The sequence below is a fragment of the Pseudomonas sp. Irchel 3A5 genome, assembly GCF_900187575.1.
GTDB lineage: Bacteria > Pseudomonadota > Gammaproteobacteria > Pseudomonadales > Pseudomonadaceae > Aquipseudomonas > Aquipseudomonas folii.
Window position 1 is genome coordinate 40,240 of the sequence record NZ_FYDU01000022.1, and the last position, 23,930, is coordinate 64,169.

A 23,930-nucleotide genomic window follows, 5' to 3' on the forward strand; every position below is an offset into this window, starting at 1 on the left:
TTTAAATCGTTCCCGCTGAAGGCGTGAGCCGGTGAGTAATAAGACGTAAATCAAACATTGGGACGAGTCCCCAGGCCCATGGCCTGACGGGCGAACCAGCGCTTGGCCGGAGGCAGTAGATCAAGCCCCAGCAGACCGATGTTGCGACCGGCGGCGATAAGAGGCTCGTTACTGCCAAACAGGCGCGTGACCTGATCGGAAAAGCCGACCGTAAGTTGTTGATCCAGTCGCTGTTGCTCGCGATACAGCTGCAACGTCGGCAGATCGCCCGGCAGCTTATCGCTGGCCAGCAGCGTTTGCGCCAATGCGTTTGCATCCCGCAGCGACAGATTGAAACCCTGACCGGCAATCGGGTGCAGGCTGTGCGCTGCGTTACCCAGTACGACCAGATGTGAGCGGACTTGTTCTTCGGCTTCGATAAGGTACAGCGGATACACATGCCGCACGCCGACCTGCTGCAGCGTGCCGAGGCGATAACCGAACACGGTTTGCAGTTCGCTGAGGAAGCTGCGGTCGTCCAGTTCCAGCAAGCGCTGAGTGTCCGACCCCGTGCGCGTCCAGACCAGTGCACAACGGTTTTCCGGCAGCGGCAACAGGGCCATTGGCCCTTCATCGGTGAAGCGTTCAAACGCCTGACCGCAATGGGCTTCACTCGGAGTGATGTTGGCGATCAGTGCGCTCTGGTTGTAAGGGCGCTGACGAACACTGATGCCCAGTTGTTCGCGCAGGCTCGAACGGCCACCGTCGGCCAATATCGCCAAATCGCATTCCAGCTCGGTTTCGTCGTCAAGCAACAGGCGATAGCCATCCGGCAGCGCTTGCATACGTTTGACTTCGGCCGGGACGCGCCAACTGACTACGTCTTTGTCCAGCCCCTGCCAAAGGCATTGGCCCAGCCAGGCGTTCTCCACTACATAACCTAGCGCGGGCACGCCTTCTTCCATGGCCGACAGGCGCGCAGACCCGAACCGGCCGCGGTCCGACACGTGAATCTGCAGAATCGGCTCGGCGCGGCGGGCGATGGCTTGCCAGAGGCCAAGGCGCTCATAAATTTGTCGTGCACCGAACGACAGCGCCGAAGAGCGGGCATCGTAGCTCGGCTGATAAGTGTCACCAGGGGCGAACTGTTCGATCAGCACGATCTTCCAGCCGCGCTCCTTCGCGCCAGCCTGTAAAGCCATTGCGAGGCTGGCGCCGACCAGTCCGCCGCCAACGATTGCCAGATTGAAACGGCTCATGCAGCAAATTCCGGTTGATTACGGGCTGCGGCCATCAATGCCTCGATTTCCGTGACGGTTTTGGGTACGTCACCGGTAAGAATTTCACAGCCTTTTTTGGTCACCACGACGTCATCCTCGATTCGTACACCGATACCGCGCCATTTCTTCGCGACCTGCTGATTGTCCGGCGCAACATAGATACCCGGCTCGACCGTCAGAGTCATGCCGACTTCCAGTACCCGCCATTCGCCGCCGACCTTGTAGTCGCCGACGTCATGTACATCCATCCCCAGCCAATGCCCGGCGCGGTGCATGTAAAACGCCTTATAAGCTTCGTTGGCGATCAGCTCATCCACATCGCCCTGGAGCAAACCCAGCTCCACGAGGCCTGCGGTAATCACCTGAACAGTCGCTTCGTGGGCCTGATTCCAGTGTTTGTCAGGGCCAATCGCCGCAAACGCAGCTTCCTGAGATTTGAGCACCAGCTCATAAATCGCTTTCTGCTCAGGGGAAAATCTGCCGCTGACCGGAAAGGTCCGAGAGATATCACTGGCGTAACAGTCAATCTCGCAACCTGCATCGATCATTACCAGGTCGCCGTCCTTGAGCAGCGCATCGTTTTCCTGATAGTGCAGGATGCAAGCGTTGCGGCCCGACGCGACGATGGATCCATACGCGGGCATCTTCGCGCCGCCCTTACGGAATTCATAGTCCAGCTCGGCTTCGAGGCTGAACTCATGCAGCCCTGGGCGACAGGCCTGCATCGCTCGGACATGGGCGCGGGCGGAAATCCTTGCGGCTTCGCGCATCACTTTGATTTCCGCCGCCGATTTATACAGGCGCATGTCGTGGAGCAGGTGATCCAGGGCAACGAATTCGTTCGGCGGCTGCGCCCCCAGATGAGCCTTGGAGCGGATCACATTGATCCACTCCATCAAGTGCCGATCAAACTCCGCGTTGCTGCCCATCGCCGAGTAAACCCGGTCACGGCCTTCAATCAGGCCGGGCAGAATGTCGTCGATATCGTTGATCGGGAACGCGTCGTCAGCGCCGAAGTCGCGGATAGCGCCTTCCTGCCCCGCGCGCAGCCCGTCCCACAGTTCACGCTGAGGATTGCGCTCACGACAGAACAGCACGTACTCGCCATGTTCACGGCCGGGTATCAGTACCACCACCGCTTCAGGTTCCGGGAAGCCGCTCAGGTACTGGAAGTCGCTGTCCTGACGATACACATGTTCGACGTCGCGATTACGTATCGCCACGGCGGCAGCGGGCAGAATGGCGATGCTGTTGGGTTCCATCTGCGCCATCAAGGCCTTGCGTCGACGAGCGTATTCCGACTTCGGGATATGGATCATGGGCAGGCAGGTTCCCTTTTTAAGCGCCGCGACCAGCGTCCAGATGGGCGATGGTCGCGAAAGCGGCGATGAAGGATCAATGCAACGAAGGTTTTGGCTCGGCAGCAGCCTTGGTAGCTTTGTTTAACTCGGTAAACAGCAGCAGCGGCGCGACGCGCAGGTATTCCATGACTTCCATGTAATCGCTTTCGCCGTCGTCTGACTCTTCCAGCGCGTCCTGCACCTGAGCGATGGCCGCCAGATCCTGCAACACTTCCATGGCTTCTGCGCTCAGCGCAGTGTCGCCGGCAGTCAGACCAAAACCGGTCAGGAAGCCCTGACACCACTGGCCCAGCGCAATGGCGCGCTCGGCAAGCGGCTCGTCGTCACTCGGGAGCAGCAAAACAACGGTCATGTCGTCGCTGGTGAGTTCGCCTTTGACCATTTCCTGCAAGCCGATCAGGGCCTGGCGGACATTGTCTTCAGGCACGGACTCAAGCAGTTCTGCCGCGTCGTTCAACCAGTCACCGGAATCGAAGCCGGAACCGGCGCAACTGCGGCCCAGCAACAAACCGTGCAGTTCAGCGGGAGAGACAGGATGACCGCTGCTGCTGAGCAGGGTGGCGAATGCTTTATACGGGGAATTCTGAATGGGCATGGGTAGCTAGTCGCCAATCGGCTCAGTGTCTAGAATGAAGGCTTGTATCCTAGACTATCCGGGCCACAAGATCATCTACACGGCCGTAGGCGGCGCTTCAGAGGCCGTGGCTTAAAGCCAGCTCCTGTGCCACTCATCAGAAAGTATTCAGTGGGAACCAATGGAAGACACCGACCTGCAAGCGCTGATGGCCCGACTGGAATTACTGATCACTCGAGTCGAGCAACTAAAACGCCAAAACGGACTCCTATTAGCTCAGGAAAAGTCGTGGCGCGAAGAACGCGCTCATTTGATTGAAAAAAACGAAATCGCCCGGCAGAAGGTCGAGACAATGATTTCGCGCCTCAAGGCCCTGGAGCAAGACTCATGAGCAATGGCAACAGCGTCACCGTACAGATTCTCGACAAAGAATATTCGATCATCTGCCCTCAGGAAGAGCGCACCAACCTGGTCAGCGCCGCGCGCTATCTGGATGGCAAGATGCGTGAAATCCGCAGCAGCGGCAAAGTAATCGGTGCCGACCGGATCGCTGTAATGGCCGCGTTGAACATTACTCACGATTTGCTGCATAAGCAGGATCTGCCCGACCTGCAGGCCAGTGGCTCAACTCGTGAACAGGTCCGCGACTTGCTGGATCGGGTTGATCTGGTGCTTGCCACAGACTCTGATTTGCCTCCGGATGCGCCTCGGGGCTGAAATTTCCCACAAGTTTCGATATACTTGCGCCGCTCCCTGGAGTGCTTGCCAGTCGGTCATGTCCCTGAGCCGATACGCACAACCACGGGGGTTGCACGTTGGGGTTGGTGTGCATGTCCGCTCGACGGAAAGCCTTAAAACCTCCTGCAATCTCCACCTTGAACTTTCGGGTTCAAGGGCTACACCGACAGCGGTTCGTCGGGGAGTACCCATTCTGAGTGTTGCCGGTTTTACTCGACAACACTGTCCAAGAGGTCGTCGCTCCGGCGTCCTCGCTTCTGGTTCAACCGTGATGGATCAGTCTGCATGTCCCGCCGCTCATGACCAGTGACGCACCGCTCACACGCCAGCAATTGCGCCGAAAACTACGGCAGGCTCGCCGCGCCCTGAGCGCAAGCGAACAGCGCGAAGCGGCCCGCGGCATTTATCGCCAGCTCGCTCAACATCCGCTATTCCGTCGCGCCCGGCATATCTCGCTTTACCTCCCCATGGATGGCGAGATTGATCCGCGACTGCTTCTGCGTGCCGCGCAGAAACGCGGCAAAGCCACTTACCTTCCAGTGCTCAGCGCCTGGCCACGAACCAAGATGGTGTTTCAGCGGGTCAAGCCTGGGGAGAAATTCAAACCCAATCGCTTCCGCATTCCTGAGCCGCACATCAATCCGGCGAAGCAGCGCAAGATCTGGACGCTGGATTTGATCCTGATGCCATTGGTGGGTTTCGACGATGAAGGCGGGCGTTTGGGTATGGGCGGCGGCTTCTACGACCGCAGCCTGGCGTATCGCTCACGCAGAAAAGTCTGGCAAAAGCCTGTATTGCTCGGGCTAGCCCATGAATGTCAGAAGGTTAAGCGTCTGGCGCAAGCCAGCTGGGACGTGCCTTTGGATGGCACGGTGTCGGATCGCCGGTGGTATCAGGCCCCATGTGGGAGCGGTGCTTGCCCGCGATAAGGCCGAATGTAATAGACCTGCAATCTGCGGTGCCTATATCGCGGGCAAGCAACGCTCCCACTGAGATAGCATTTCAATTCAAGTTGCGTGTATTGATAAGAGGGCTGGCCCGGGAATCAATGCCGCGAAGGATACTTCTGCTGCTGTTGAGTGATTTCAACCGGTGCATCAGTCTTGCTGGTCCACAAACTTTGCGCGTAACCCGTAGTGACTACACCCAAGCCGAACAAAATAACCAAAATCCAAAGTAAATCCGGCTTGCGTTTCATTGACTGCCCTCCTTAGGCAAATCAATACGATGTCAGCATCGGTTTTTGTATAGGCCGTGCAGCAGCGTGGAGCTTAAAATCCCGGCATTTTGCGACAACGCGTGCCGACACGCAAACGTTGGCGTCAGCCGACTGTCGGTTTGTCATGAAACTGTCTGACAACTTGCCCGCAGCACCTATCAGGAGCAACAAACATGGCCTACTGGCTGATGAAATCAGAGCCCGACGAACTCTCCATCACTGACCTGCAACGCCTCGGCGAGGCGCGTTGGGATGGTGTTCGCAACTATCAGGCGCGTAATTTTCTGCGCGCCATGGCAGTTGGTGATGAGTTCTTCTTTTACCACTCCAGTTGCCCGGAGCCCGGTATAGCAGGCGTTGCCCGCATTACGCAGGCTGCTTATCCGGACCCGACCGCACTGGATTCGCAGAGTCACTATTTCGATGCCAAGGCCAGCGCTGATAAAAATCAGTGGAGCGCTGTCGATGTGGCCTTCGTCGAGGCTTTCCCGAAAGTGCTCGGTCTGGGTTATCTGAAGCAGCAAAGCGCGCTGGAAGAGTTGCCGCTGGTGCAGAAGGGCACACGCCTGTCCGTCATGCCCGTGACCGCCGAACAGTGGGCGGCGATCCTGGCCTTGCGTTAACCGTTACTGAACGATGAAGTTGTTGAACAGCAGATCTTCAACGATCGGCTTGCCTTCTTCGTCATTCATGACTTGCTGAACCTGCTTGAGCGCTTCCTGACGCAGCTTCTCTTTCGCTTCAGCACTGCTCATGGTGTCGACGGTTTGCTGAGTGAACAGCGCCACCAACTGGTTGCGGATCAGCGGATCGTTACGTTTTACAGCTGCCTGTGCTTCCGGACCGGTCACGCGCAACGCGATATCGGCCTTGAAGACGCGCAGCTTCGGGCCGCCATCCAGCGCGTAATTGCCCACGAACGGTGGCGTCAGGGATACATAGGCAACCTTGGGCGCCTCACCTTCTTTGGCCGCTTCTTCAGCCAGCGCCATGGTTGGCAATGACAAGGCCAACAACATCAAGATCCACGCTTTCACAGTTCACTCCTTTATCCGGTTTGCCGCCTAGCTTACTTGAGCTTATGCATGAGTATCAGGGCGGATCATGCTCATTGACCCGAAAATCTACATACCTGAACGTATCGGCCACGAATCCAAAAGGAATAGTCCGATGAAAGCCTTGCTGTGCAAAGCGTTCGGCCCCGCCGAAACCCTCGTCCTGGAAGACATCGCCAGCCCGCAAATCAAGAAGAACGAAATCCTGCTGGAGGTGCATGCTGCCGGGGTCAACTTTCCCGATACGTTGATCATCGAAGGCAAGTACCAATTCAAACCACCATTTCCCTTTTCCCCGGGTGGAGAAGCGGCAGGCGTAGTGGCTGCGGTCGGCGAAAAGGTAGCCCATCTGAAAGTCGGCGACCGGGTGATGGCCCTTACCGGCTGGGGCAGTTTCGCTGAACAAGTTGCCGTACCTGCCTACAACGTATTGCCTATGCCGCCCGCCATGGACTTCAACACCGCCGCTGCTTTCAGCATGACCTACGGCACCTCCATGCACGCCCTTAAACAACGTGGCCACCTGCAACCCGGCGAAACCCTGCTGGTGCTCGGTGCATCGGGTGGCGTCGGCCTCGCCGCTGTGGAAATCGGTAAAGCCATGGGTGCCCGTGTCATCGCCGCCGCCAGCTCTGCCGAGAAGTTGGGCGTCGCCAAAACCGCAGGTGCCGACGAACTCATCAACTACAGCGAAGCCAACCTCAAAGAAGAAATCAAGCGCCTCACTAACGGCAACGGCGCTGACGTCATCTACGACCCCGTCGGCGGCGACCTCTTCGACCAGGCCATACGCTCCATCGCCTGGAACGGCCGCCTCTTGGTCGTCGGCTTCGCCAGCGGCCGCATTCCCGAATTGCCCGTCAACCTCGCACTGTTGAAAGGTGCTGCCGTGATCGGCGTGTTCTGGGGCTCGTTTGCGCAACGTCAGCCGGAAGATAACGTCGCGAACTTCCAGCAATTGTTTGGTTGGTATGCGCAGGGCAAGTTGAAGCCGTTGGTATCGAAGGTTTATCCATTGGAAGAGGCTGGATTGGCGATTGATTCGTTGGGGGAGAGGCGGGCGGTTGGGAAGGTGGTTATTACCTTGGATCAAACATTAGTTATATGATTTCGGGGCTGTAATAAATTGACTACGTTGAGGTATATGTTTATATCAATATAGGAGTTTGGATTTAATACATTTCACTCATACAGACAAAAAGGAGTTTTGTATGAGTGAAAATGAAGGGAAGTCCGGTCCCCCTGAAAAAATATACTTGTAACTACAGGTAATGATCGTGACCCATATGGTAAAGGTGGCGGTCAGAGTGGGTCAGGGAATGGTAGTGGCTGGAACATTGGTTTTGGCTCTGGCGAAGGCAGCGGTTTCTTCAGCGGCGGCTTCGGCGGGTCCAGCCGAAAGAAAGCCAAGAAGCGTGCAAAAGCGAGAAAACGAGCTCGTGCCCAACAACGCGCTGAAGCCGAGGCCAAGGCGCGTGCACAAGCAGAGGCACAAGCTCAAGCACAACGTGAAGCAATTCACAGGCAACTAATCGAATCACTAAGTCAAACTTATACCTTAAAGAAAGATGAGCTGGATCGAAAGTACGCCTTAAAATCGTCAGCGCTCAATCAGTTAATTGAATCGGAAAAGCAGGGCGCTAAACGAGCGCCTAAATCATCAGGTAGCGAGCCTTGGACTCTCTATTTGATTTCGAAGGAGAGGGCTGAAATAAATGGTTTGATCGCTAAGAAGAAATCTGAGTTTCAAGAAAAGACAGTCTTGGCCCATGCATTCAACGGGCGCGATCCTCTTACGCAAAGCGCTCAGGACTATCAAAATGATCTGAGTCACAGCACCGCCAATGATCCAGCCTCGGCACACAATACCCATAAAAATTGGGAAAGCGCTTATACAGCTGCGCATGACGCCAGGATTCTTTCAGAATCAATTCGAGTTCTGTCTGAAGCCTCTCAAGCTTTATCTGTTCGTTACACCGAGCAAGAAATAAGGTGGCGTGAAATTGAGCGCGTACGTGAAGGCCAGCGGCGTTACGAAGTGCAGCGCGAGGAGCAAATTAAATTCAAGAGGCGTGTGGATGAGGAGTCGCGTCGCGATTTAATCAAGGCTGCAAATACTACCCGCCTCTCGAGTCCAGCTATTGCTGGCGGGGCGATGGTTTGGGGTAGAAGCGGTCTAGCAGTCGCCGAAGGCGCGGCTGTTGCTCTGGAGGGGGCCATTACGTCAGCGGCAAAAGAGCTCGCACGTATTGCCGCTATACGTCTGGGGCAGACCGTTAGCGTGGGTGTTTCAGCGCTGTTTTACTCGCCTGGGCTAGGCAATGGAGAGCTCACTTCCGAACAACGGCGTCGCTTGTTTCAGGGTGTAGCTGTAAGGCCTCAGGCGCTAGGCGTGTCGGCAAATACTGACCTGAGCACCATTGCTGATGTTGGCGGTTCGGTAGAGCTGTCCAGCAGAATCAAAGCAATACCTACCGAGAGGGGCACTGAGCTGCACCTTGTCAGTACGGGTGGTTCAGTACCGTCTGGCGTCCCGGTATTCCACGCATCGTTCGACCCTCTGAGCAATACCTATCAAGCACAAACCTCTGGTCCGCAGCCAAAGTATCTCGAGTTTAGTTCATCAAGCGCAGCGCCAGACGCCACAGGCGTGAGTACCCCTGAGCTGTTAACCGCTGAGCCGCAGGCCATTGATGTCCCTTTAGGTGTTGATACTCGTATTAATGATTGCGTGATTTGTTTCCCTGCTGATTCGGGCTTGCCGCCTCAGTACGTTTCGTTTGCCAACGATATGCCGGGAGTAGGTGTCGTGAATGGCAGCGGCCAGGCTGCATCGGCAGATTGGTGGAAGTCCGCTACACAGGGAACTGGTGCCTTCATACCTGCGCAGTTTGGCGAGCTGTATCAGCATAAAGAATTCGCGTCGATTGGGGCGTTCGATAGAGCACTCTGGCGCACTATTGCCGAAGACTCGGTACTTGGCAGGTCGTTGGACGAATTTAACCGAAAGCGTATGGCCCGTGGCTTCGCTCCATATGCACCCAAAGCAACATGGAGCGGTGATCGACGAGAGTTCGAAATCCGCGTCAGCAATGCGGCAAATGACGGGAATGCTTTCTTCAAGCTGGATCAGCTCAGCATCACACTACCTAACAGCGCCAATGGCCTGCTTCGCGTTACGCCAACCTTTTTGCCGTGGCCAGTTTCCGGCGCAAACCAAGCCTGGACTCCGCTGGTACCGCCGGGCAGCGAATCACTGGGCCCGACGGAATTGCCGGCAGCGCCAGAGCAACCCGCGATCTACCCTGGTGAAACGATTGATCCTGTTGACTCACAAAGCGAATCACTTCCTTCTGTGGATCCGGACGATGTTAATGCCAGTATTCCAGGGTATGGCGAAGATGATGATTTGCCATCGCCGGATTTAGTTTTCAATAATCCGAATAAAGATCATCGATACTTCCCGAAACCAGATACTTTGCCAGCTTTCGCAGGCGCGAAATGGGCCCGGCCCAAGACACAAGTGCAAGGTGGAGGAAAGCAACGCCCAAGATGGGTCGATGGTGACGGAAATATATATGAGTGGGATTTTCAGCACGGTACTGTTGAAAAATATAATAAACGAGGCTGGCATTTAGGTGAGTTTGACCATCTGACCGGCGTGGAATTAAAGCCAGCGGATAGCAAGCGGAGAATTGAACCATGAAGCACCTTATTATGGGCGTTCCAAAAAACGAAAATTTTCCAGTTTTTGAAGTGGGTGTCGCTATGCCTACTAATAAACTCGCCGCTCTTATGAATTGGCAGGATGAAAGCGATTGGATTTTTGATTATCAGCTGGATGCTGAGCAAATATCTGCCATCGAAGAAGTAGAGAAATATGAGCTTCCCAAGGAGCTTGATTTATTTCTTACTTACAGGTCATCATCTAAATAGGACGATGCGAATGAGTGCGTCTAAGATCAAAAGTTGGATCAACAGCCTTGGTCAAACCCATGAATATCTAATGTCAGAGTCACTTGTCTCCGATGATGAGTTTTTAGAGTTGTTTCCAGGTGATGATGAACTGTATCTAGAGCCCCAGGTTGGGATCTCGATGAGTTTCCGGGCTGGCTTTCAAGGGCTTTGCATCACCCTTCGGAAGTCGACTCCTTCGACAGTCGAGTACACTGGAGAGCTGCCAAGGCCTTACTCTCTGCGAATGAACCAGTCGGACGTTCATGCACTTTTAGGTAAGCCTATGGATTCTTCTGGCCCGGTTCGCATGCCTCAACCAATGGGGCAGACCGGTGGTTGGGAGTCCTATCAATCGCATTCGGAAATAAACCCTAATATTAGGATCTGTTTTGAATATCTTGAGTCAATGGAAGTAAGTGCCATTGTTTTCATCCCGATGAACAAAGATCACGACTAGAACACCCCATCCCGCTCGCCTTACGTGGGCGGGATGCGGCCAGCTAAACACATTGCAGGAAAATAAAGATGGAACTTAAACAAAAGTTGCAGGATTACACGCGTGCGGAATTTGAGTATCTGGTTCAAAAAATTACAGATGTAAAAGGTGCGCTGAGCGAACATAACCAGCTAGTTAACCATTTCGATAAGCTGGTAAAACACCCCAAGGGTGCAGATTTGCTGTTCTACCCCGATGTACAATTTTTGACGACTGGGGTATATGGCGTGGGCGATATCGTTTACACCATCAAGAAATGGCATAACGATAATGGTCAGTTGGCTTTCGCTGATGACACATTTCCTCCTATTAGACCAAAACCGACCGGCGCAACGCCAAGCGCTGAAGAGTGGGCTCGCACTGCTTCCTCTGAAAAGCTTGCGAAAACCGGTAATATTATCAGTCAGATAAAAGATGCCCGGCAGAAAGTGGAAAGCGTTTGTTCCCATCTGGATGGCTTGCTCAACCCCGTTAATGAGCATCCAGGCAGCGGTCGTGATCTTTACATTGCGCACGAGAGGCAACTGGCTAATATCGAAGCGGCCCTTCATGAGGTTGTGCTCGGTGTACAGCGCTTCAATTTTTTGGACATGACGGTGAGGTTTACCAAGGATGATGCAATAAGATCCATCTCCAATTCTCATCTTGATCGCGGTATCCAGTCTTCCATTCTTCAACAGATTTCGGCGGCGAGTGGTCAATATCTCGCTCAGAAAACCTTATTTGCGGCGCGTCATTTGGCGTTGCATGTACGGGCGCAAGCCGTAATACAAGATCTGGAAGAGAAACTGATTCGCCTGGCGTCGGCGACGGGCGTTGGCCCTTTGAACGATGCAGGTGTACTCGTTGCAATGATCGACGACATTGACGCACTCCCTCGGATTATCACTGCCCACCCAGACAACTCCAGCAGTTCCGATAGAGCCCGTACCGAACTCAAGCAGGCAATACGTTCGGCCGTTAGCGGCCTTACTTGGGAAGCAACCTTGTCGGGGGAGGGACAAACTGTCAGGCACGCAAGTGTCATGTCCTTTCGATTTGATACCCCGGGGTGCGGAGAGCGGCTTGCAATCAGCTTACCGCTATCGGATTTTATGCCCAGCGAGGGCCAGAGTTGGCAAGAGCTTGCTCAGGCTAATGCCGAGGTCGATTTGCCTTTTCGTATGAGCTCGGGCGTGGCCAAGAAACTCAACGGCAAGCTGAGTCATGGGCTGAGGGAAATTACCGAGCTGGCTCATGTGTACATCGTGCCTACAAACGGCACGACCATCGCATCAAAAGTCAAAGTCCGCTCAGCGGTATTAGATGTTGCTACCGGCGCGTATCGTTTTGTGCGTCCGGGGCGCCCTGTGAACCAGGTCCTGTGGATGCCGCAGTCCTTTTCGAATTTGGATAACACCTCAGACAGACGCTCCACACGCGCTAACAACACGGCACCGGTCAGAGTGCCTTTAGTAGAGGCAATTCCCTTCATTGAAGACTTGGGTTTTGATGACTGTATCGTTGTCTTCCCGTACGAGTCTGAACTCGAGCCTGTCTACATTATGTTCAAACGCGCCTGGGAGTATCCAGGGGTAGCGAGTGGTGCCGGTCAGGTCGTGAGCGATCATTGGCTGCAAGCTGCCGCAACCGAGCCGGGGGCAGTCATTCCCTCTTCGATTGCTGACCAGCTTCGCAACAAGGTATTCAAAAGATTCAGCTTCTTCAGAGAGGCGTTCTGGAAAGCAGTTGCAAGCAACTCTAAGCTTGCTGCGCAATTTTCGGCTCAGGACCTCGCTGCAATGACTGAAGGGCGGGCACCCTCGGCGCAGCTGCAATCAGGCAAGCTGGAAATACGTTACGTGTTATCCCCTGAGGACGGAGGGGACGTCTACGACATGGACAACATGCGCATTTTTGCTCCCTTGGTGGTGTGATGTACTGATGTCTGCATAGAAGCATCCGCCACCCTCATTGGTTGGCGGATGTCAGATCCAGGATCATCCTCGACGAGCTACAACATCTCCCTCAGCTGTATCGGCAACAGGTCAGCATAAAACGCTCGTGGATTTTCCCTGCACCCTCCAATAATCGCGGGTTTTGCCATGTGGAAATCGTCGATTAATGCCTGCCTTTCCTCTTCAGCTACGAACGCGCTGATCACGGCTCCGTTAAGCAGGTAATTTCGGGTGTCACGAAATGTTTTTGCTTCCTCGACAGGGAGGCTGTGTCGAGTCCAGATCAACTCGTTATTAAGCTGACTGCAACGCAGTTTCTTCAGTTCGACATTCGCGCTGAGGCTAGAAATATTGGGTGTCTGAGCATCGAAGTCGTAACTCAAAAGAATACTTTCACCGTGAGGTTTGTCTGCAGGCGGCGTCCAGGCAGTGAAGCGCCAGGTTGGTGCCACTTGCTTCACTGCTTCGGCGAGCCGCGGGTCTGAAGCCTTGACGATGTCTTTGAATAACACTGTGCCGTTGGCGTTGATGAATAGTCGAACCTTGACCTTCCCACTCTCTTTGTTCCTGAGCATTTCCTCGGGATATTCGGCATGAGGCAGATATAGGGGTTTGGGGTAGGAAGTGCCTGCCTGTGTGGTGAGCGACAATGAGAGGCTCACGAGAATCAGGAAAATGCGCATGTTGAAGTCCTTTAGACCGACGATCACAATAGCGTCCGAATCTGCTGAGGTAAGTAATCCGCATATCGAGCATCCGGATTTCGCCTGCATTCCTTGATGATTCCTGGAATGGCGCCCTCAAGCTCTGCGAATAACGCCGCGCGCTTCTCTGGTTGCGCCACCTGATAAGCCACGTAGCTTCCGGCAAGGTACTGGCGGGTGTGCCAGAACACATCAATCTTGTTCAGGGGATCCTTTGGGTAATCGAGCTTGCTGGTCTTGGCCTCGTAGTTGAGGTAAGCGCAGAGCGTATTTTCCAGGCCGACGGTTATTTCCTTCGAAAACGGCTCAATGCCGCGAGCGCCGAACAGTATCGGAACGATGATGCTGACGTTCCCCGGTTTGCCATCAGCTATCTCCCATGGCTGATAACGCCATTTGACGATGGCGCGCAGCGCTGCCTCGGACAGCTGGGGGTGGCTGCTCTCGATGATTCTTGTACCCTGCACCGTACCGAAAGCGCTGACGGTCAGGTTGATCAGCACCTTACCGGTGTAATGCGATTTCACCAGTTCCTGAGGATATTCAGGGTTCGGTCTGGAAATGGGGATGAGCAGGGCGTCGCTTGCCAAGGCGCCCGTGGAAAACCAGCCAATCAAAATAAACACGAATAACTTCACTACGTACCTCTAGCGGTCACGGGCGCGGGGTAGCCCTGCAGGCTGCGATGGTAGGTGCCTGCTGCGTAGGAGTAGAACCCCGCGACTTCCGATACGGCTGTAGGAGTGATCCTAAAAATTCGTATTCAGTTACACATTGGTGGCATGTTCATAAAACAACACGACCTACTCCTCATCTCCTACAAATTCTCAGACGAGAAGCAGTGCTTTTTTCTGTAATGAAAATGTAATATTCGCTTCCGCGCAGAAAAACAAAAAATGGAGTGTCTCGATGTTTGGTTTCTTCCGCCCCGCCGCACATCAGGCGCCCCTGCCTGAAGAAAAAGTCGACAGTACCTACCGACGTCTGCGCTGGCAGATTTTCGCGGGTATCTTTATCGGTTACGCGGGTTACTACCTGCTTCGTAAAAACTTCTCGTTGGCGATGCCTTATCTGATCGACGAGGGTTACACCCGTGGACAGTTGGGTGTAGCCATGTCGGCGATTGCAATTGCCTACGGTTTGTCCAAGTTCCTGATGGGCATTGTTTCCGACCGTTCCAATCCACGGTACTTCCTGCCATTCGGTTTGCTGGTATCGGCGGGCGTGATGTTCATATTCGGCTTCGCGCCCTGGGCGACGTCCAGCGTGACGATCATGTTCATTCTGTTGTTCATCAACGGCTGGGCGCAGGGCATGGGCTGGCCGCCAAGCGGACGGACCATGGTTCACTGGTGGTCGCAGAAAGAGCGCGGCGGCATCGTGTCTGTGTGGAACGTGGCGCACAACGTGGGTGGCGGTCTGATTGGTCCGCTGTTCCTGTTGGGGCTGGGCTGGACCAACGACTGGCACGCAGCGTTCTATGTGCCTGCCGCTGTGGCATTGCTGGTGGCGGTGTTTGCTTTCGCGACCATGCGTGACACTCCGCAATCGGTAGGTCTGCCTCCCATCGAGCACTACAAGAACGACTATCCGGAAGGCTACGATGCCAGCCACGAAGAAGAGTTTTCCGCCAAGGAAATCTTTGTCAAATACGTGCTGCGCAACAAAATGCTCTGGTACATCGCCCTGGCTAACGTGTTCGTTTACCTGCTGCGCTATGGCGTGCTGGACTGGGCGCCGACCTACTTGAAAGAAGCCAAGCACTTCACGGTCGACAAGACGTCGTGGGCTTACTTCCTCTATGAGTGGGCGGGTATTCCGGGCACGCTGCTGTGCGGCTGGATGTCGGACAAGATCTTTAAGGGCAACCGTGGTTTGACGGGTGTGGTGTTCATGGTCCTGGTGACCATCGCGACACTGGTCTACTGGCTGAATCCACCGGGCAATCCAACTGTCGATATGATCGCTCTGGTATCCATTGGCTTCCTGATCTACGGCCCGGTCATGTTGATCGGCTTGCAGGCGCTGGAGTTGGTACCGAAAAAAGCAGCGGGTACAGCGGCAGGTTTCACCGGCCTGTTCGGCTACCTGGGTGGCTCGGTCGCCGCCAGTGCAGCGATGGGCTACACCGTTGACCACTTCGGTTGGGATGGCGGGTTTGTCCTGCTGCTGATCGCGTGTGTGCTGTCTATCGTCTTCCTGCTGCCGACGTTGTGGCACAAGCAGATTGAGAGCACGTCGCGTTAATTTGTCCCGTTCGGTAGGAGCCAACTTGTTGGCGAGGCGTCGGTTCTGCGTAATCAGGAATATCGCCTCGCGAACAAGTTCGCTCCTACCGGTTTACACCACCTGGCAATCCGACCCGCAGCGCTTCAACCTCGCCTCCAGATTCAGATCCGGCATGGCGTGGATGCGCAGTGCGTTGGCGGTTTGTTCGACGTAGTCGCGGGTAGTGCCGTAACGGCCGCTGGCGCTGGCCAGCACCTGGCTGAGTACGCTGTCCGGCAAGTTGCCCGCGTAGCTGGGAAGATGTCGCTCCAGTACAAATCCGAGTGCCTGAACCCGTCGGCCGTCAGCAAGGCGGCAACTGAGCCAATGTGGGCGATAGGAAGGGAAGGGCATTTCTCGTTGCCACAAAGCAAGCAGCGATTCTTCGAGATTGTCTTCCGGCAAGCGGTAAGCAAAGCCGCTGCATGAGCCGCCGCGATCCAGGCCAAATACCAGACCGGGCATTTCCGGCGTTCCCCGATGCTCGTGCGACCACAGGTACAAACCGCGATGGTAACCATGGATGCGGCCGCGTTGACGCTCCACCGCGGTGCACTCGGGCCGCCAGATTAATGACCCATAGGCAAACAGCCAGACGGGTCCACCTTCGTGGCGCTGCATGGTCTGTTCCATCGAGAGCATCAATTGCTCGCGGGTCAGTTGCGGACCCAGATCGATAACGGGTGGATACGCCAGTCCCAGACCGTCGTGAACGGCCGCTGACAAGCTATTGATTTGATTCTCCATTCGGGCTCCCCTGGCCTGTACGCTGCCAGTTGTAGCGGATCTTGTATGTGTGACGCGCTGCAACGCGAGCTTGGGTGGATCAGTGAGCGTCGGTCTGATGAGTTGAGGGTCCGGCGATCACGTTTCACGGGTGAAACATTTGAATCTATTTAATGAAAAAAACAATGCAATTAGCAATCCACGCAAGTTGCCCGCAGGCGGATTGCAGAATTTTCCCGATAAACGTCGCGTAACGTTCGTGTTTAATTTGCGGACGCATCCTACGTAACATTGGGAGAGTTCTGCTTACAGAGTCAACTGCGCGAGTCGTATAACGCCCGGCCTTAAAGTCATAAGCGAAAAGGTCTGGGTATGAAAGTGGGTGTAGCGATCACCGCAATATCGCTTATAGCGCTGAGCGCGGGTGCGATGCAGGCTAAGGCCGACGTGTCTGTAGAAGAGGGCGGGGACAGCTTTTGGGTTGTGCAAACCAGCGTGTATACCCGGCATTTTTCGCCCTCGCCTGAGCATAATAACCGCCAAAACCTTATCGGACTTGAGCGCAACGAAGCGTCAGGACTGGTCTATGGTGGCGCGACTTTCCGTAACTCATTCGCGCAACGTTCCGTGTATGGCTATGTGGGCAAGCGCTTCAACAGCAGTCGGTATCCCGCTGTTTACCTGAAAGTCACAGGCGGGCTGCTGCATGGGTATCGGGGCGAGTACCGTGACAAGATTCCGTTGAATCGCTACGGCGTAGCGCCAGTGATCATCCCGGGGGTGGGCGTCAACCTGGGTCCGGTCACTGCGGAAGCCGTCCTGTTGGGGGCTTCCGCTGCGATGCTCAACGTCGGTATTCGCTTTTGACACCGAGCTGATCAGGGCCGTGGCGCGTAGGCAAATACGTCGGCGCGCATTTGATGCGCATCCATTCCGGCACTGACCAGTGCGTCGAGGGTTGCGTAGATCATGGCGGGGGAGCCGCTGGCGTAGACGTGGACTGCCGACAGGTCGTCGATGTCTTCGCAGACAGCCTCATGAAGCATGCCGCAACGTCCTTCCCAGCCACACAAGTCGCTGACCACTTTGTGCAGAAACAGATTGGGCAGCTTTTTCCACTCTTCCCAATGCTTGATCTCGTAGAAGTCATCCGGACGACGCGCGCCCCAGTACAAGTGCACCGGGTGAGCGAAACCTTTGGCGCGGCAGTGTTCGATCAGGCTGTGCATCTGCGCCATGCCTGTACCGGCGGCGATCAACACCAGCGGGCCATCGGGCAGATCGGCAAGGTGCGTGTCACCAAACGGCAGCTCGATGCGAGCCATTTGATCGCGCTGCAATTGCTCGATCAGGCTTTGCGCGCTGGCTTCGCGGACCAGTACGTGCATTTCCAGATCGCGACCGCTGTGAGGAGCTGAAGCCAGGGAAAACGCCGATTTCTCGCCGCTGTCCTTATGGATCATCAAGTACTGACCGGCGTGATAACGCGGCGGCTTGCCGGCAGGAGCGCGCAGGCTGACACGCCAGACATCACCACCGACTTCAACGCACTCGCTAAGCTGACAGGCGAATGTGCGAACAGGCAGCTCACCTAAAGCGAGCACGCCGTCCCACAGCACTTCACAGTCCTCCATCGGCTCTGCAAGGCAGGTATAAATTTCGCCGTGGGTAAGCTCGTCGTCGGCCTGTTTCACGCGGCCGTGGACCAGCAGCGCCGAGCACACATGGCAGTTGCCGTTGCGACAGCTTTGCGGGCATTCGTAACCCAAACGTTGCGCGGCATCGAGAATCCGCTCGCCAGGCAAGGTTTCCAGCACTGCACCCGAAGGCTGCAAAGTTACGCGCATCAATCTATTCCCAACTGATTCCAGATTTCGTCGACCCGGCGAGTAGTGGCTTCGTCCTTGACGATCACCCGACCCCACTCACGTGTGGTTTCGCCTGGCCATTTATGCGTTGCATCCAGCCCCATCTTTGAACCCAGTCCGGAAACCGGCGAGGCGAAATCCAGATAATCAATCGGCGTGTTTTCGATCATTACCGTGTCGCGCTTGGGGTCCATGCGCGTGGTAATGGCCCAGATCACGTCGTTCCAGTCCCGGGCATTGATATCGTCGTCGGTGACGATAACGAACTTGGTGTACATGAACTGTCGCAAAAACGACCACACACCGAGCATCACGCGCTTGGCATGGCCTGGGTACTGCTTCTTCATGGTCACCACCGCCATACGGTACGAGCAGCCTTCCGGCGGCAAGTAGAAGTCGGTGATTTCCGGGAACTGCTTTTGGAGGATCGGCACGAACACTTCGTTCAATGCAACGCCAAGAATCGCAGGCTCATCAGGCGGACGACCGGTGTAAGTGCTGTGATAGATCGGCTTGATGCGATGGGTGATTCGCTCGACGGTGAACACCGGGAAGCTGTCGACTTCGTTGTAATAGCCGGTGTGGTCGCCGTACGGACCTTCATCGGCCATCTCGCCGGGATGGATCACGCCTTCCAGAACGATTTCCGCGCTGGCGGGCACTTGCAGGTTGTTGCCACGGCACTTGATCAGCTCAGTACGGTTACCCCGCAACAAGCCTGCGAAAGCATATTCGGAGAGGCTGTCCGGTACCGGCGTAACTGCGCCAAGGATGGTTGCCGGGTCCGCGCCCAAGGCAACGGACACCGGGAACGGTTCACCGGGGTGTTTGATGCACCATTCCTTGAAGTCCAGCGCGCCGCCACGATGACTCAACCAGCGCATGATGACTTTATTGCGGCCGATGACTTGCTGGCGATAGATGCCCAGGTTCTGCCGTTCTTTATTCGGACCGCGAGTTACGGTGAGACCCCAGGTGATCAGCGGGCCAACGTCGCCAGGCCAGCAGGTCTGAACGGGCAGCATCCCCAGATCCACATCGTCGCCTTCAATGACTATCTCCTGGCAAGGCGCGTCTTTGACGACTTTCGGTGCCATGGAGATGACTTTTTTGAAGATTGGCAGCTTGGACCAGGCGTCTTTCAAACCCTTGGGAGGCTCGGGCTCTTTGAGGAATGCCAGCAGTTTGCCGATCTCCCGCAGTTCGCTGACTTCTTCCGCGCCCATGCCCATGGCAACGCGTTCTGGTGTGCCAAACAGATTGCCCAGTACCGGAATATCAAAGCCTACCGGCTTTTCGAACAGCAGAGCCGGGCCCTTGGCGCGCAAGGTCCGATCGCAGATTTCGGTCATTTCCAACACTGGGGAAATGGGCATCTGAATGCGTTTCAACTCTCCGCGCTGCTCAAGCTGCTGCACGAAATCCCGTAGATCCTTGAATTTCATTAACCCGGCCACCGATAAAATAGGTTCGTATCGTACCTGCTCTTAGAGTTCGTGGCAGCTTTGAAGTATCTGGATTGAGTCGCTAATACCAATTGTTGAAATACATTCCTGTGGGAGCGAGGCTTGCCCGCGATAAGACCTCCGCGGTTTTTACTTGGAATCGAGTCCAGCCTCATCGCGGGCAAGCCTCGCTCCCACAGGAATCACTGATGACGTGGGACCGGCTTCAGCCGGGAAGAGGTCGGGACAGACGCTGAATATTCATCTGCAGAAATACCGCCTTCCCGGCTAAAGCCGGTCCCACGTCGTCACATCAGCTTGCGGGCACACATAAAGCTTCCCACCGGGATTTAGCGCTATTTCAGAATAGAAAAATGGCGCCGGTGAGGGCGCCATTTTTTGTGCTGCGGTTCTGCCTGTTACTTGCGTTTCATCGACAGGAAGAACTCGTCGTTGGTCTTGGTCTGTTTCAGCTTGTCGATCAAGAACTCGATAGCAGCGACTTCGTCCATTGGGTGCAGCAGTTTGCGCAGGATCCACATACGTTGCAGCTCATCATCGGCCGTCAGCAACTCTTCGCGGCGGGTGCCGGAACGGTTGATGTTGATTGCCGGGAACACGCGCTTCTCAGCGATCTTGCGATCCAGAGGCAGCTCCATGTTGCCGGTGCCTTTGAATTCTTCGTAGATCACTTCGTCCATCTTCGAGCCGGTTTCAACCAGCGCGGTGGCGATAATGGTCAGCGAACCGCCTTCTTCGATGTTCCGTGCTGCGCCGAAGAAACGTTTCGGTTTCTCCAGGGCGTGAGCATCGACACCACCGGTCAGTACCTTGCCGGAGCTTGGAATCACGGTGTTGTAGGCGCGAGCCAGACGAGTGATGGAGTCGAGCAGGATCACCACGTCTTTTTTGTGCTCGACCAGGCGCTTGGCCTTCTCGATCACCATTTCCGCAACCTGTACGTGACGGGTTGGCGGCTCATCGAACGTCGAGGCAACCACTTCGCCGCGCACGGTGCGCTGCATTTCGGTTACTTCTTCCGGACGTTCATCGATCAGCAGAACGATCAGATGCACTTCCGGGTTGTTACGCGTGATGTTCGACGCGATGTTCTGCAGCATGATGGTCTTGCCCGCTTTTGGCGGAGCAACGATCAGGCCGCGCTGGCCTTTACCGATCGGTGCGCACAAGTCGATCACACGGCCGGTCAGGTCTTCAGTGGAACCGTTACCGGCTTCCATCTTCATGCGAATGGTCGGGAACAACGGCGTCAGGTTTTCGAAGAGGATCTTGTTCTTCGCGTTTTCCGGACGGTCGTAGTTGATCGTGTCGACCTTGAGCAGTGCGAAGTAACGTTCGCCCTCTTTCGGTGGACGGATCTTACCGACGATGGTGTCGCCAGTACGCAGGTTGAAGCGGCGGATCTGGCTCGGCGAGACGTAGATATCGTCCGGGCCGGCGAGATAGGAAGCGTCTGCAGAGCGCAGGAAACCGAAGCCGTCCTGGAGGATCTCCAGCACGCCATCACCGGAAATTTCCTCGCCGCTTTTGGCGTGCTTTTTCAGCAGGGAGAAAATCACATCCTGCTTGCGCGAACGGGCCATATTTTCTATGCCCATCTGTTCGGCCATTTCGAGCAGATCGGTAATCGGCTTTTGCTTGAGTTCAGTCAGATTCATATGGGAATGACGTAATCATGTAGGGAGGGGAAAAATTAAGCTTTTTGGGCTTAATGAGGCCGCGCCGCAGAGAAGGCGACAGGATCGCGTACTAAATCGAAAGGAGAGCGTCGGCGACGGCTAGCAGGGGGCAACGGAGAAGCCGTTGCGGGGCCGAATGTACCACTTGATTTTCGAGACGTCTAGTATGACGCCCGAAAAAAAGCCCCGCAATTTGCAGGGCCTTGGCGCATCAGATGTTGGCATCCAGGAACGCTGCCAACTGAGACTTCGACAGCGCACCGACTTTGGTAGCCTCGACGTTGCCGTTCTTGAACAGCATCAGAGTCGGGATTCCACGCACGCCATGCTTGGCCGGGGTTTCCTGATTCTCGTCGATGTTCAGCTTGGCGATGGTCAGTTTACCTTTGTAGGTTTCGGCGATTTCGTCGAGAACCGGGGCAATCATTTTGCACGGGCCACACCACTCAGCCCAGTAATCAACTAGTACAGCACCGTCAGCCTTGAGGACGTCGGCTTCAAAGCTGGCGTCGCTGACATGCTTGATAAGGTCGCTACTCATGGAGTTCTCCGAGTTAGTAGGCTAAAAATCGTGGCCCATCATAGCGGGCCTTGCCCCGTTCAGGAAGTCGGCTTTGATTGAGTCTGGCTATAGACGTCCATGAGTCTGGTTATAGGGAAGATTTAGTGGGGCTGCCCTGGTGTGTATAACGCTGCGCTATATCGCGTTCTGCATTGGAACTGTAGGAGTGAGCTTGCTCGCGATAAAGTCGGAACGACTTTCCTACGACGGTGAGTTCAGTTTTTTTTCACGGCTGCTTCGCAGCCGATCGCGAGCAAGCTCACTCCTACAGGGATCCGTGTTTGAAGCGGGCTAACGGCCTAGCTCGCTGGCGAAACGAAAACAATCCCTGTCCGAAGCGCTGCATTGCGAATGTGTTCGTGCATGGCTTTTTGCGCAGGGCCTGATGAGTGGCGGGCGAGGGCGCGGAGGATCTTGCGGTGTTCCTGCCAGGTTTCCATGGCCCTTGAAGGACGGATAAAAGGCATCTTCTGGCTCTCAAGGAAGATATCGGCTCCAGCGGTGATGATGCCGAGCATCGCCTGATTGCCGCTGGCGATCAGGATGTGCCGGTGGAATTCGAAATCCAGTCGTGATGCCGATTCAAAGTCCCCGGCGCGCAGTTCAAGACGCATGGCCTCGACATTGTCTTCCAGCACGTCACGCTCATCGGCGGTCAAGGTCACGGCGGCGAGCCCGGCAGCAAAGCCTTCCAGTGCATAACGCAGCTGGAATGTATCGGCCGGTGAAACTTGTTTGTCAAAAGGCCAGGAAAAACCACCTGTGCGCTGTTCTGGTTCAGAAATCCCTTGAACGAAGACGCCTTTGCCCGGCTGCACGCTCACCACGCCAAGTGCGCTCAGCGACGACAACGCTTCGCGCAAGGATGCCCGACTGACGCCAAGCAGCGCCGCGAGATCACGCTGCGACGGCAGGCTGTCACCCGGCATATAGCCTTGCTCGACGATCAATTTACGGATCGCCCTGAGTGCAGATTCGGGTACGGCTAGTGGGCTATGGGGCATCACTGTTCAGGCCAGTCAGTCCGCGAAAAGTCCCTTTTATAGCCATCTGTGCATTCCGGCAAGCGACGCCCAAGCCTAGGGCGGCCGGGCAGATCGGCGCTCCAAAGCAGGGCGCAGCAAGGTCTTACTGGTCAGACCAGTCAGGCCAAAAAAGGCCGCGAGGCCTTGGTTTATGGTGGTGAACCAACGGATGGCATGGGCTGTGCACTGAGGATCGGACAAACACCTGTCGTCCATCACGGAGTCTTCCTATGACCAAGCGTTACAGCGCTCTGCTTACTGCCCTGTTTGCCAGCCTCATGCTCAGCCAGGCACCAGCCCACGCCGATGGTCTGGACGACGTCGTGAAGCGCGGCACGTTGAAAGTTGCCGTCCCGCAGGACTTCCCGCCGTTTGGCTCGGTGGGCCCGGACATGAAGCCTCGTGGTCTGGACATCGACACCGCGAAGCTGATCGCTGACCAGCTCAAGGTCAAACTGGAGCTGACGCCGGTCAACAGCACCAACCGTATTCCGTACCTGACCACCGGCAAGGTGGATCTGGTGATCTCCAGCCTCGGCAAGAATCCTGATCGTGAGAAGGTCATCGACTTCTCCAAGGCCTACGCGCCTTTCTACCTGGCGGTGTTCGGTCCACCTGAGGCGTCGATCAAAGGTCTGGACGATCTGAAAGGCAAAACCATCAGCGTAACCCGCGGCGCTATCGAAGATATCGAGCTGACCGCTGTTGCGCCGAAAGAAGCGACCATCAAGCGCTTTGAAGACAACAACTCCACTATTGCGGCTTACCTGGCTGGTCAGACCGACCTGATCGCCAGCGGCAACGTGGTGATGGTTGCGATCAGCGAGAAAAATCCTAAGCGCATCCCTGAGCTGAAAGTGAAACTCAAGGATTCTCCGGTTTATGTGGGCGTAAACAAGGATCAGGGCGCGTTGCTGGGCAAGGTCAACGAAATCATCGACGCCGCCAAGAAAGATGGCTCGCTGGAGAAGAACTCCCAGACCTGGCTCAAGCAGCCTCTGCCCGCTGACCTCTGATAGCTGCTCACTGATTTCGG

Annotated in this window: 25 protein-coding genes and 1 other RNA gene; 13 read left to right on the forward strand and 13 right to left on the reverse strand. The window is 55.5% G+C overall.

Annotated features, from left to right (window positions below):
• Positions 1–50: 50 nt before the first annotated feature.
• The 3 genes from ubiH to CKW31_RS27495 all read right to left on the reverse strand — a co-directional run bounded on the left by ubiH (position 51) and on the right by CKW31_RS27495 (position 3,215).
• Positions 51–1,238, reverse strand: a complete 1,188-nt coding sequence (gene ubiH, locus CKW31_RS27485) for a 2-octaprenyl-6-methoxyphenyl hydroxylase (RefSeq protein WP_095101983.1) — start codon at positions 1,236–1,238, stop codon at positions 51–53.
• The gene (pepP, locus tag CKW31_RS27490) at positions 1,235–2,578 is read right to left on the reverse strand and encodes a Xaa-Pro aminopeptidase (RefSeq protein ID WP_095101985.1); all 1,344 of its coding nucleotides are present in this window, start codon (positions 2,576–2,578) and stop codon (positions 1,235–1,237) included. The genes ubiH and pepP overlap by 4 nt, the downstream gene beginning before the upstream one ends.
• A gap of 76 nt (positions 2,579–2,654) precedes the next feature.
• Positions 2,655–3,215, reverse strand: a complete 561-nt coding sequence (locus CKW31_RS27495; RefSeq protein WP_095101987.1) for a YecA family protein — start codon at positions 3,213–3,215, stop codon at positions 2,655–2,657.
• Between the two features lie 160 nt (positions 3,216–3,375).
• Between CKW31_RS27495 and CKW31_RS27500 the strand changes: the two genes are divergently transcribed.
• From CKW31_RS27500 to CKW31_RS27515, 4 genes are all read left to right on the forward strand, one after another.
• Positions 3,376–3,585, forward strand: coding sequence for a TIGR02449 family protein (locus CKW31_RS27500; RefSeq protein WP_027902404.1), 210 nt, complete (start codon positions 3,376–3,378; stop codon positions 3,583–3,585).
• Complete coding sequence (locus tag CKW31_RS27505) at positions 3,582–3,911, forward strand: cell division protein ZapA (RefSeq protein ID WP_027902405.1); 330 nt, start codon at positions 3,582–3,584, stop codon at positions 3,909–3,911. The genes CKW31_RS27500 and CKW31_RS27505 overlap by 4 nt, the downstream gene beginning before the upstream one ends.
• 30 nt (positions 3,912–3,941) lie before the next feature.
• A non-coding RNA gene (gene ssrS, locus CKW31_RS27510) (6S RNA) lies at positions 3,942–4,120 on the forward strand.
• A gap of 111 nt (positions 4,121–4,231) precedes the next feature.
• Entirely contained in the window at positions 4,232–4,861 is a 630-nt protein-coding gene (locus CKW31_RS27515; RefSeq protein ID WP_095101989.1) for a 5-formyltetrahydrofolate cyclo-ligase, read from the forward strand.
• A 116-nt stretch (positions 4,862–4,977) separates the two neighbouring features.
• Here CKW31_RS27515 and CKW31_RS27520 read toward each other — a convergent pair whose 3' ends face one another.
• Entirely contained in the window at positions 4,978–5,130 is a 153-nt protein-coding gene (locus tag CKW31_RS27520) for a hypothetical protein (RefSeq protein ID WP_095101991.1), read from the reverse strand.
• Between the two features lie 194 nt (positions 5,131–5,324).
• On the opposite strand from CKW31_RS27520, the gene CKW31_RS27525 reads away from it, so the two are divergent.
• Complete coding sequence (locus tag CKW31_RS27525; protein WP_095101993.1) at positions 5,325–5,774, forward strand: EVE domain-containing protein; 450 nt, start codon at positions 5,325–5,327, stop codon at positions 5,772–5,774.
• Positions 5,775–5,777: 3 nt separating this feature from the next.
• On the opposite strand, the gene CKW31_RS27530 is transcribed toward CKW31_RS27525, so the two are convergent.
• Entirely contained in the window at positions 5,778–6,188 is a 411-nt protein-coding gene (locus CKW31_RS27530) for a flagellar basal body-associated protein FliL (RefSeq protein WP_095101995.1), read from the reverse strand.
• Positions 6,189–6,321: 133 nt separating this feature from the next.
• On the opposite strand from CKW31_RS27530, the gene CKW31_RS27535 reads away from it, so the two are divergent.
• The 5 genes from CKW31_RS27535 to CKW31_RS27560 all read left to right on the forward strand — a co-directional run bounded on the left by CKW31_RS27535 (position 6,322) and on the right by CKW31_RS27560 (position 12,575).
• Positions 6,322–7,314: an NADPH:quinone oxidoreductase family protein gene (locus CKW31_RS27535; protein WP_095101997.1), complete on the forward strand. Its 993-nt coding sequence runs from the start codon at positions 6,322–6,324 to the stop codon at positions 7,312–7,314.
• A 579-nt stretch (positions 7,315–7,893) separates the two neighbouring features.
• Positions 7,894–9,912 carry a colicin E3/pyocin S6 family cytotoxin gene (locus CKW31_RS27545; RefSeq protein WP_141230200.1) on the forward strand — a complete coding sequence of 673 codons (2,019 nt, stop codon included), beginning with the start codon at positions 7,894–7,896 and terminating at the stop codon, positions 9,910–9,912.
• A complete protein-coding gene (locus tag CKW31_RS27550) occupies positions 9,909–10,142 on the forward strand; it encodes a hypothetical protein (protein WP_095102006.1) in 234 nt (77 codons plus the stop codon). Before CKW31_RS27545 ends, CKW31_RS27550 begins: the two co-directional genes overlap by 4 nt.
• Before the next feature lie 10 nt (positions 10,143–10,152).
• Positions 10,153–10,620 carry a DUF6392 family protein gene (locus CKW31_RS27555; RefSeq protein WP_095102014.1) on the forward strand — a complete coding sequence of 156 codons (468 nt, stop codon included), beginning with the start codon at positions 10,153–10,155 and terminating at the stop codon, positions 10,618–10,620.
• Between the two features lie 68 nt (positions 10,621–10,688).
• Positions 10,689–12,575 carry an S-type pyocin domain-containing protein gene (locus CKW31_RS27560; RefSeq protein WP_095102016.1) on the forward strand — a complete coding sequence of 629 codons (1,887 nt, stop codon included), beginning with the start codon at positions 10,689–10,691 and terminating at the stop codon, positions 12,573–12,575.
• Positions 12,576–12,652: 77 nt separating this feature from the next.
• Here CKW31_RS27560 and CKW31_RS27565 read toward each other — a convergent pair whose 3' ends face one another.
• Positions 12,653–13,279 (reverse strand): TonB family protein, encoded by a 627-nt coding sequence (locus CKW31_RS27565; RefSeq protein ID WP_176469999.1) that lies wholly within the window; start codon positions 13,277–13,279, stop codon positions 12,653–12,655.
• A gap of 23 nt (positions 13,280–13,302) precedes the next feature.
• On the reverse strand, positions 13,303–13,926 hold the full coding sequence (locus tag CKW31_RS27570; RefSeq protein ID WP_176470000.1) for an energy transducer TonB: 624 nt from the start codon (positions 13,924–13,926) through the stop codon (positions 13,303–13,305).
• Between the two features lie 283 nt (positions 13,927–14,209).
• Here CKW31_RS27570 and glpT point away from each other — a divergent pair, with 283 nt between their 5' ends.
• Positions 14,210–15,547 (forward strand): glycerol-3-phosphate transporter, encoded by a 1,338-nt coding sequence (glpT, locus tag CKW31_RS27575; protein WP_095102021.1) that lies wholly within the window; start codon positions 14,210–14,212, stop codon positions 15,545–15,547.
• A gap of 93 nt (positions 15,548–15,640) precedes the next feature.
• Here the strand turns inward: glpT and CKW31_RS27580 are convergent, their stop codons facing one another.
• Positions 15,641–16,315: a gamma-glutamylcyclotransferase gene (locus tag CKW31_RS27580; protein ID WP_095102023.1), complete on the reverse strand. Its 675-nt coding sequence runs from the start codon at positions 16,313–16,315 to the stop codon at positions 15,641–15,643.
• Between the two features lie 408 nt (positions 16,316–16,723).
• Here CKW31_RS27580 and CKW31_RS27585 point away from each other — a divergent pair, with 408 nt between their 5' ends.
• Complete coding sequence (locus CKW31_RS27585) at positions 16,724–17,161, forward strand: sn-glycerol-3-phosphate transporter (protein ID WP_256582749.1); 438 nt, start codon at positions 16,724–16,726, stop codon at positions 17,159–17,161.
• An 11-nt stretch (positions 17,162–17,172) separates the two neighbouring features.
• Here the strand turns inward: CKW31_RS27585 and CKW31_RS27590 are convergent, their stop codons facing one another.
• The 5 genes from CKW31_RS27590 to CKW31_RS27610 form a co-directional block, all read right to left on the reverse strand.
• Positions 17,173–18,141: a CDP-6-deoxy-delta-3,4-glucoseen reductase gene (locus CKW31_RS27590; protein WP_095102027.1), complete on the reverse strand. Its 969-nt coding sequence runs from the start codon at positions 18,139–18,141 to the stop codon at positions 17,173–17,175.
• On the reverse strand, positions 18,141–19,607 hold the full coding sequence (ubiD, locus tag CKW31_RS27595) for a 4-hydroxy-3-polyprenylbenzoate decarboxylase (protein WP_095102029.1): 1,467 nt from the start codon (positions 19,605–19,607) through the stop codon (positions 18,141–18,143). Before ubiD ends, CKW31_RS27590 begins: the two co-directional genes overlap by 1 nt.
• Positions 19,608–20,026: 419 nt before the next feature.
• Positions 20,027–21,286, reverse strand: a complete 1,260-nt coding sequence (gene rho / locus CKW31_RS27600) for a transcription termination factor Rho (protein ID WP_032625122.1) — start codon at positions 21,284–21,286, stop codon at positions 20,027–20,029.
• Between the two features lie 232 nt (positions 21,287–21,518).
• Positions 21,519–21,848, reverse strand: coding sequence for a thioredoxin TrxA (trxA, locus tag CKW31_RS27605; protein ID WP_005792406.1), 330 nt, complete (start codon positions 21,846–21,848; stop codon positions 21,519–21,521).
• Between the two features lie 320 nt (positions 21,849–22,168).
• Positions 22,169–22,873: a FadR/GntR family transcriptional regulator gene (locus tag CKW31_RS27610; RefSeq protein ID WP_095102032.1), complete on the reverse strand. Its 705-nt coding sequence runs from the start codon at positions 22,871–22,873 to the stop codon at positions 22,169–22,171.
• Positions 22,874–23,124: 251 nt separating this feature from the next.
• Here CKW31_RS27610 and CKW31_RS27615 point away from each other — a divergent pair, with 251 nt between their 5' ends.
• On the forward strand, positions 23,125–23,910 hold the full coding sequence (locus tag CKW31_RS27615) for a transporter substrate-binding domain-containing protein (RefSeq protein ID WP_095102033.1): 786 nt from the start codon (positions 23,125–23,127) through the stop codon (positions 23,908–23,910).
• The last annotated feature ends 20 nt before the right edge of the window (positions 23,911–23,930 follow it).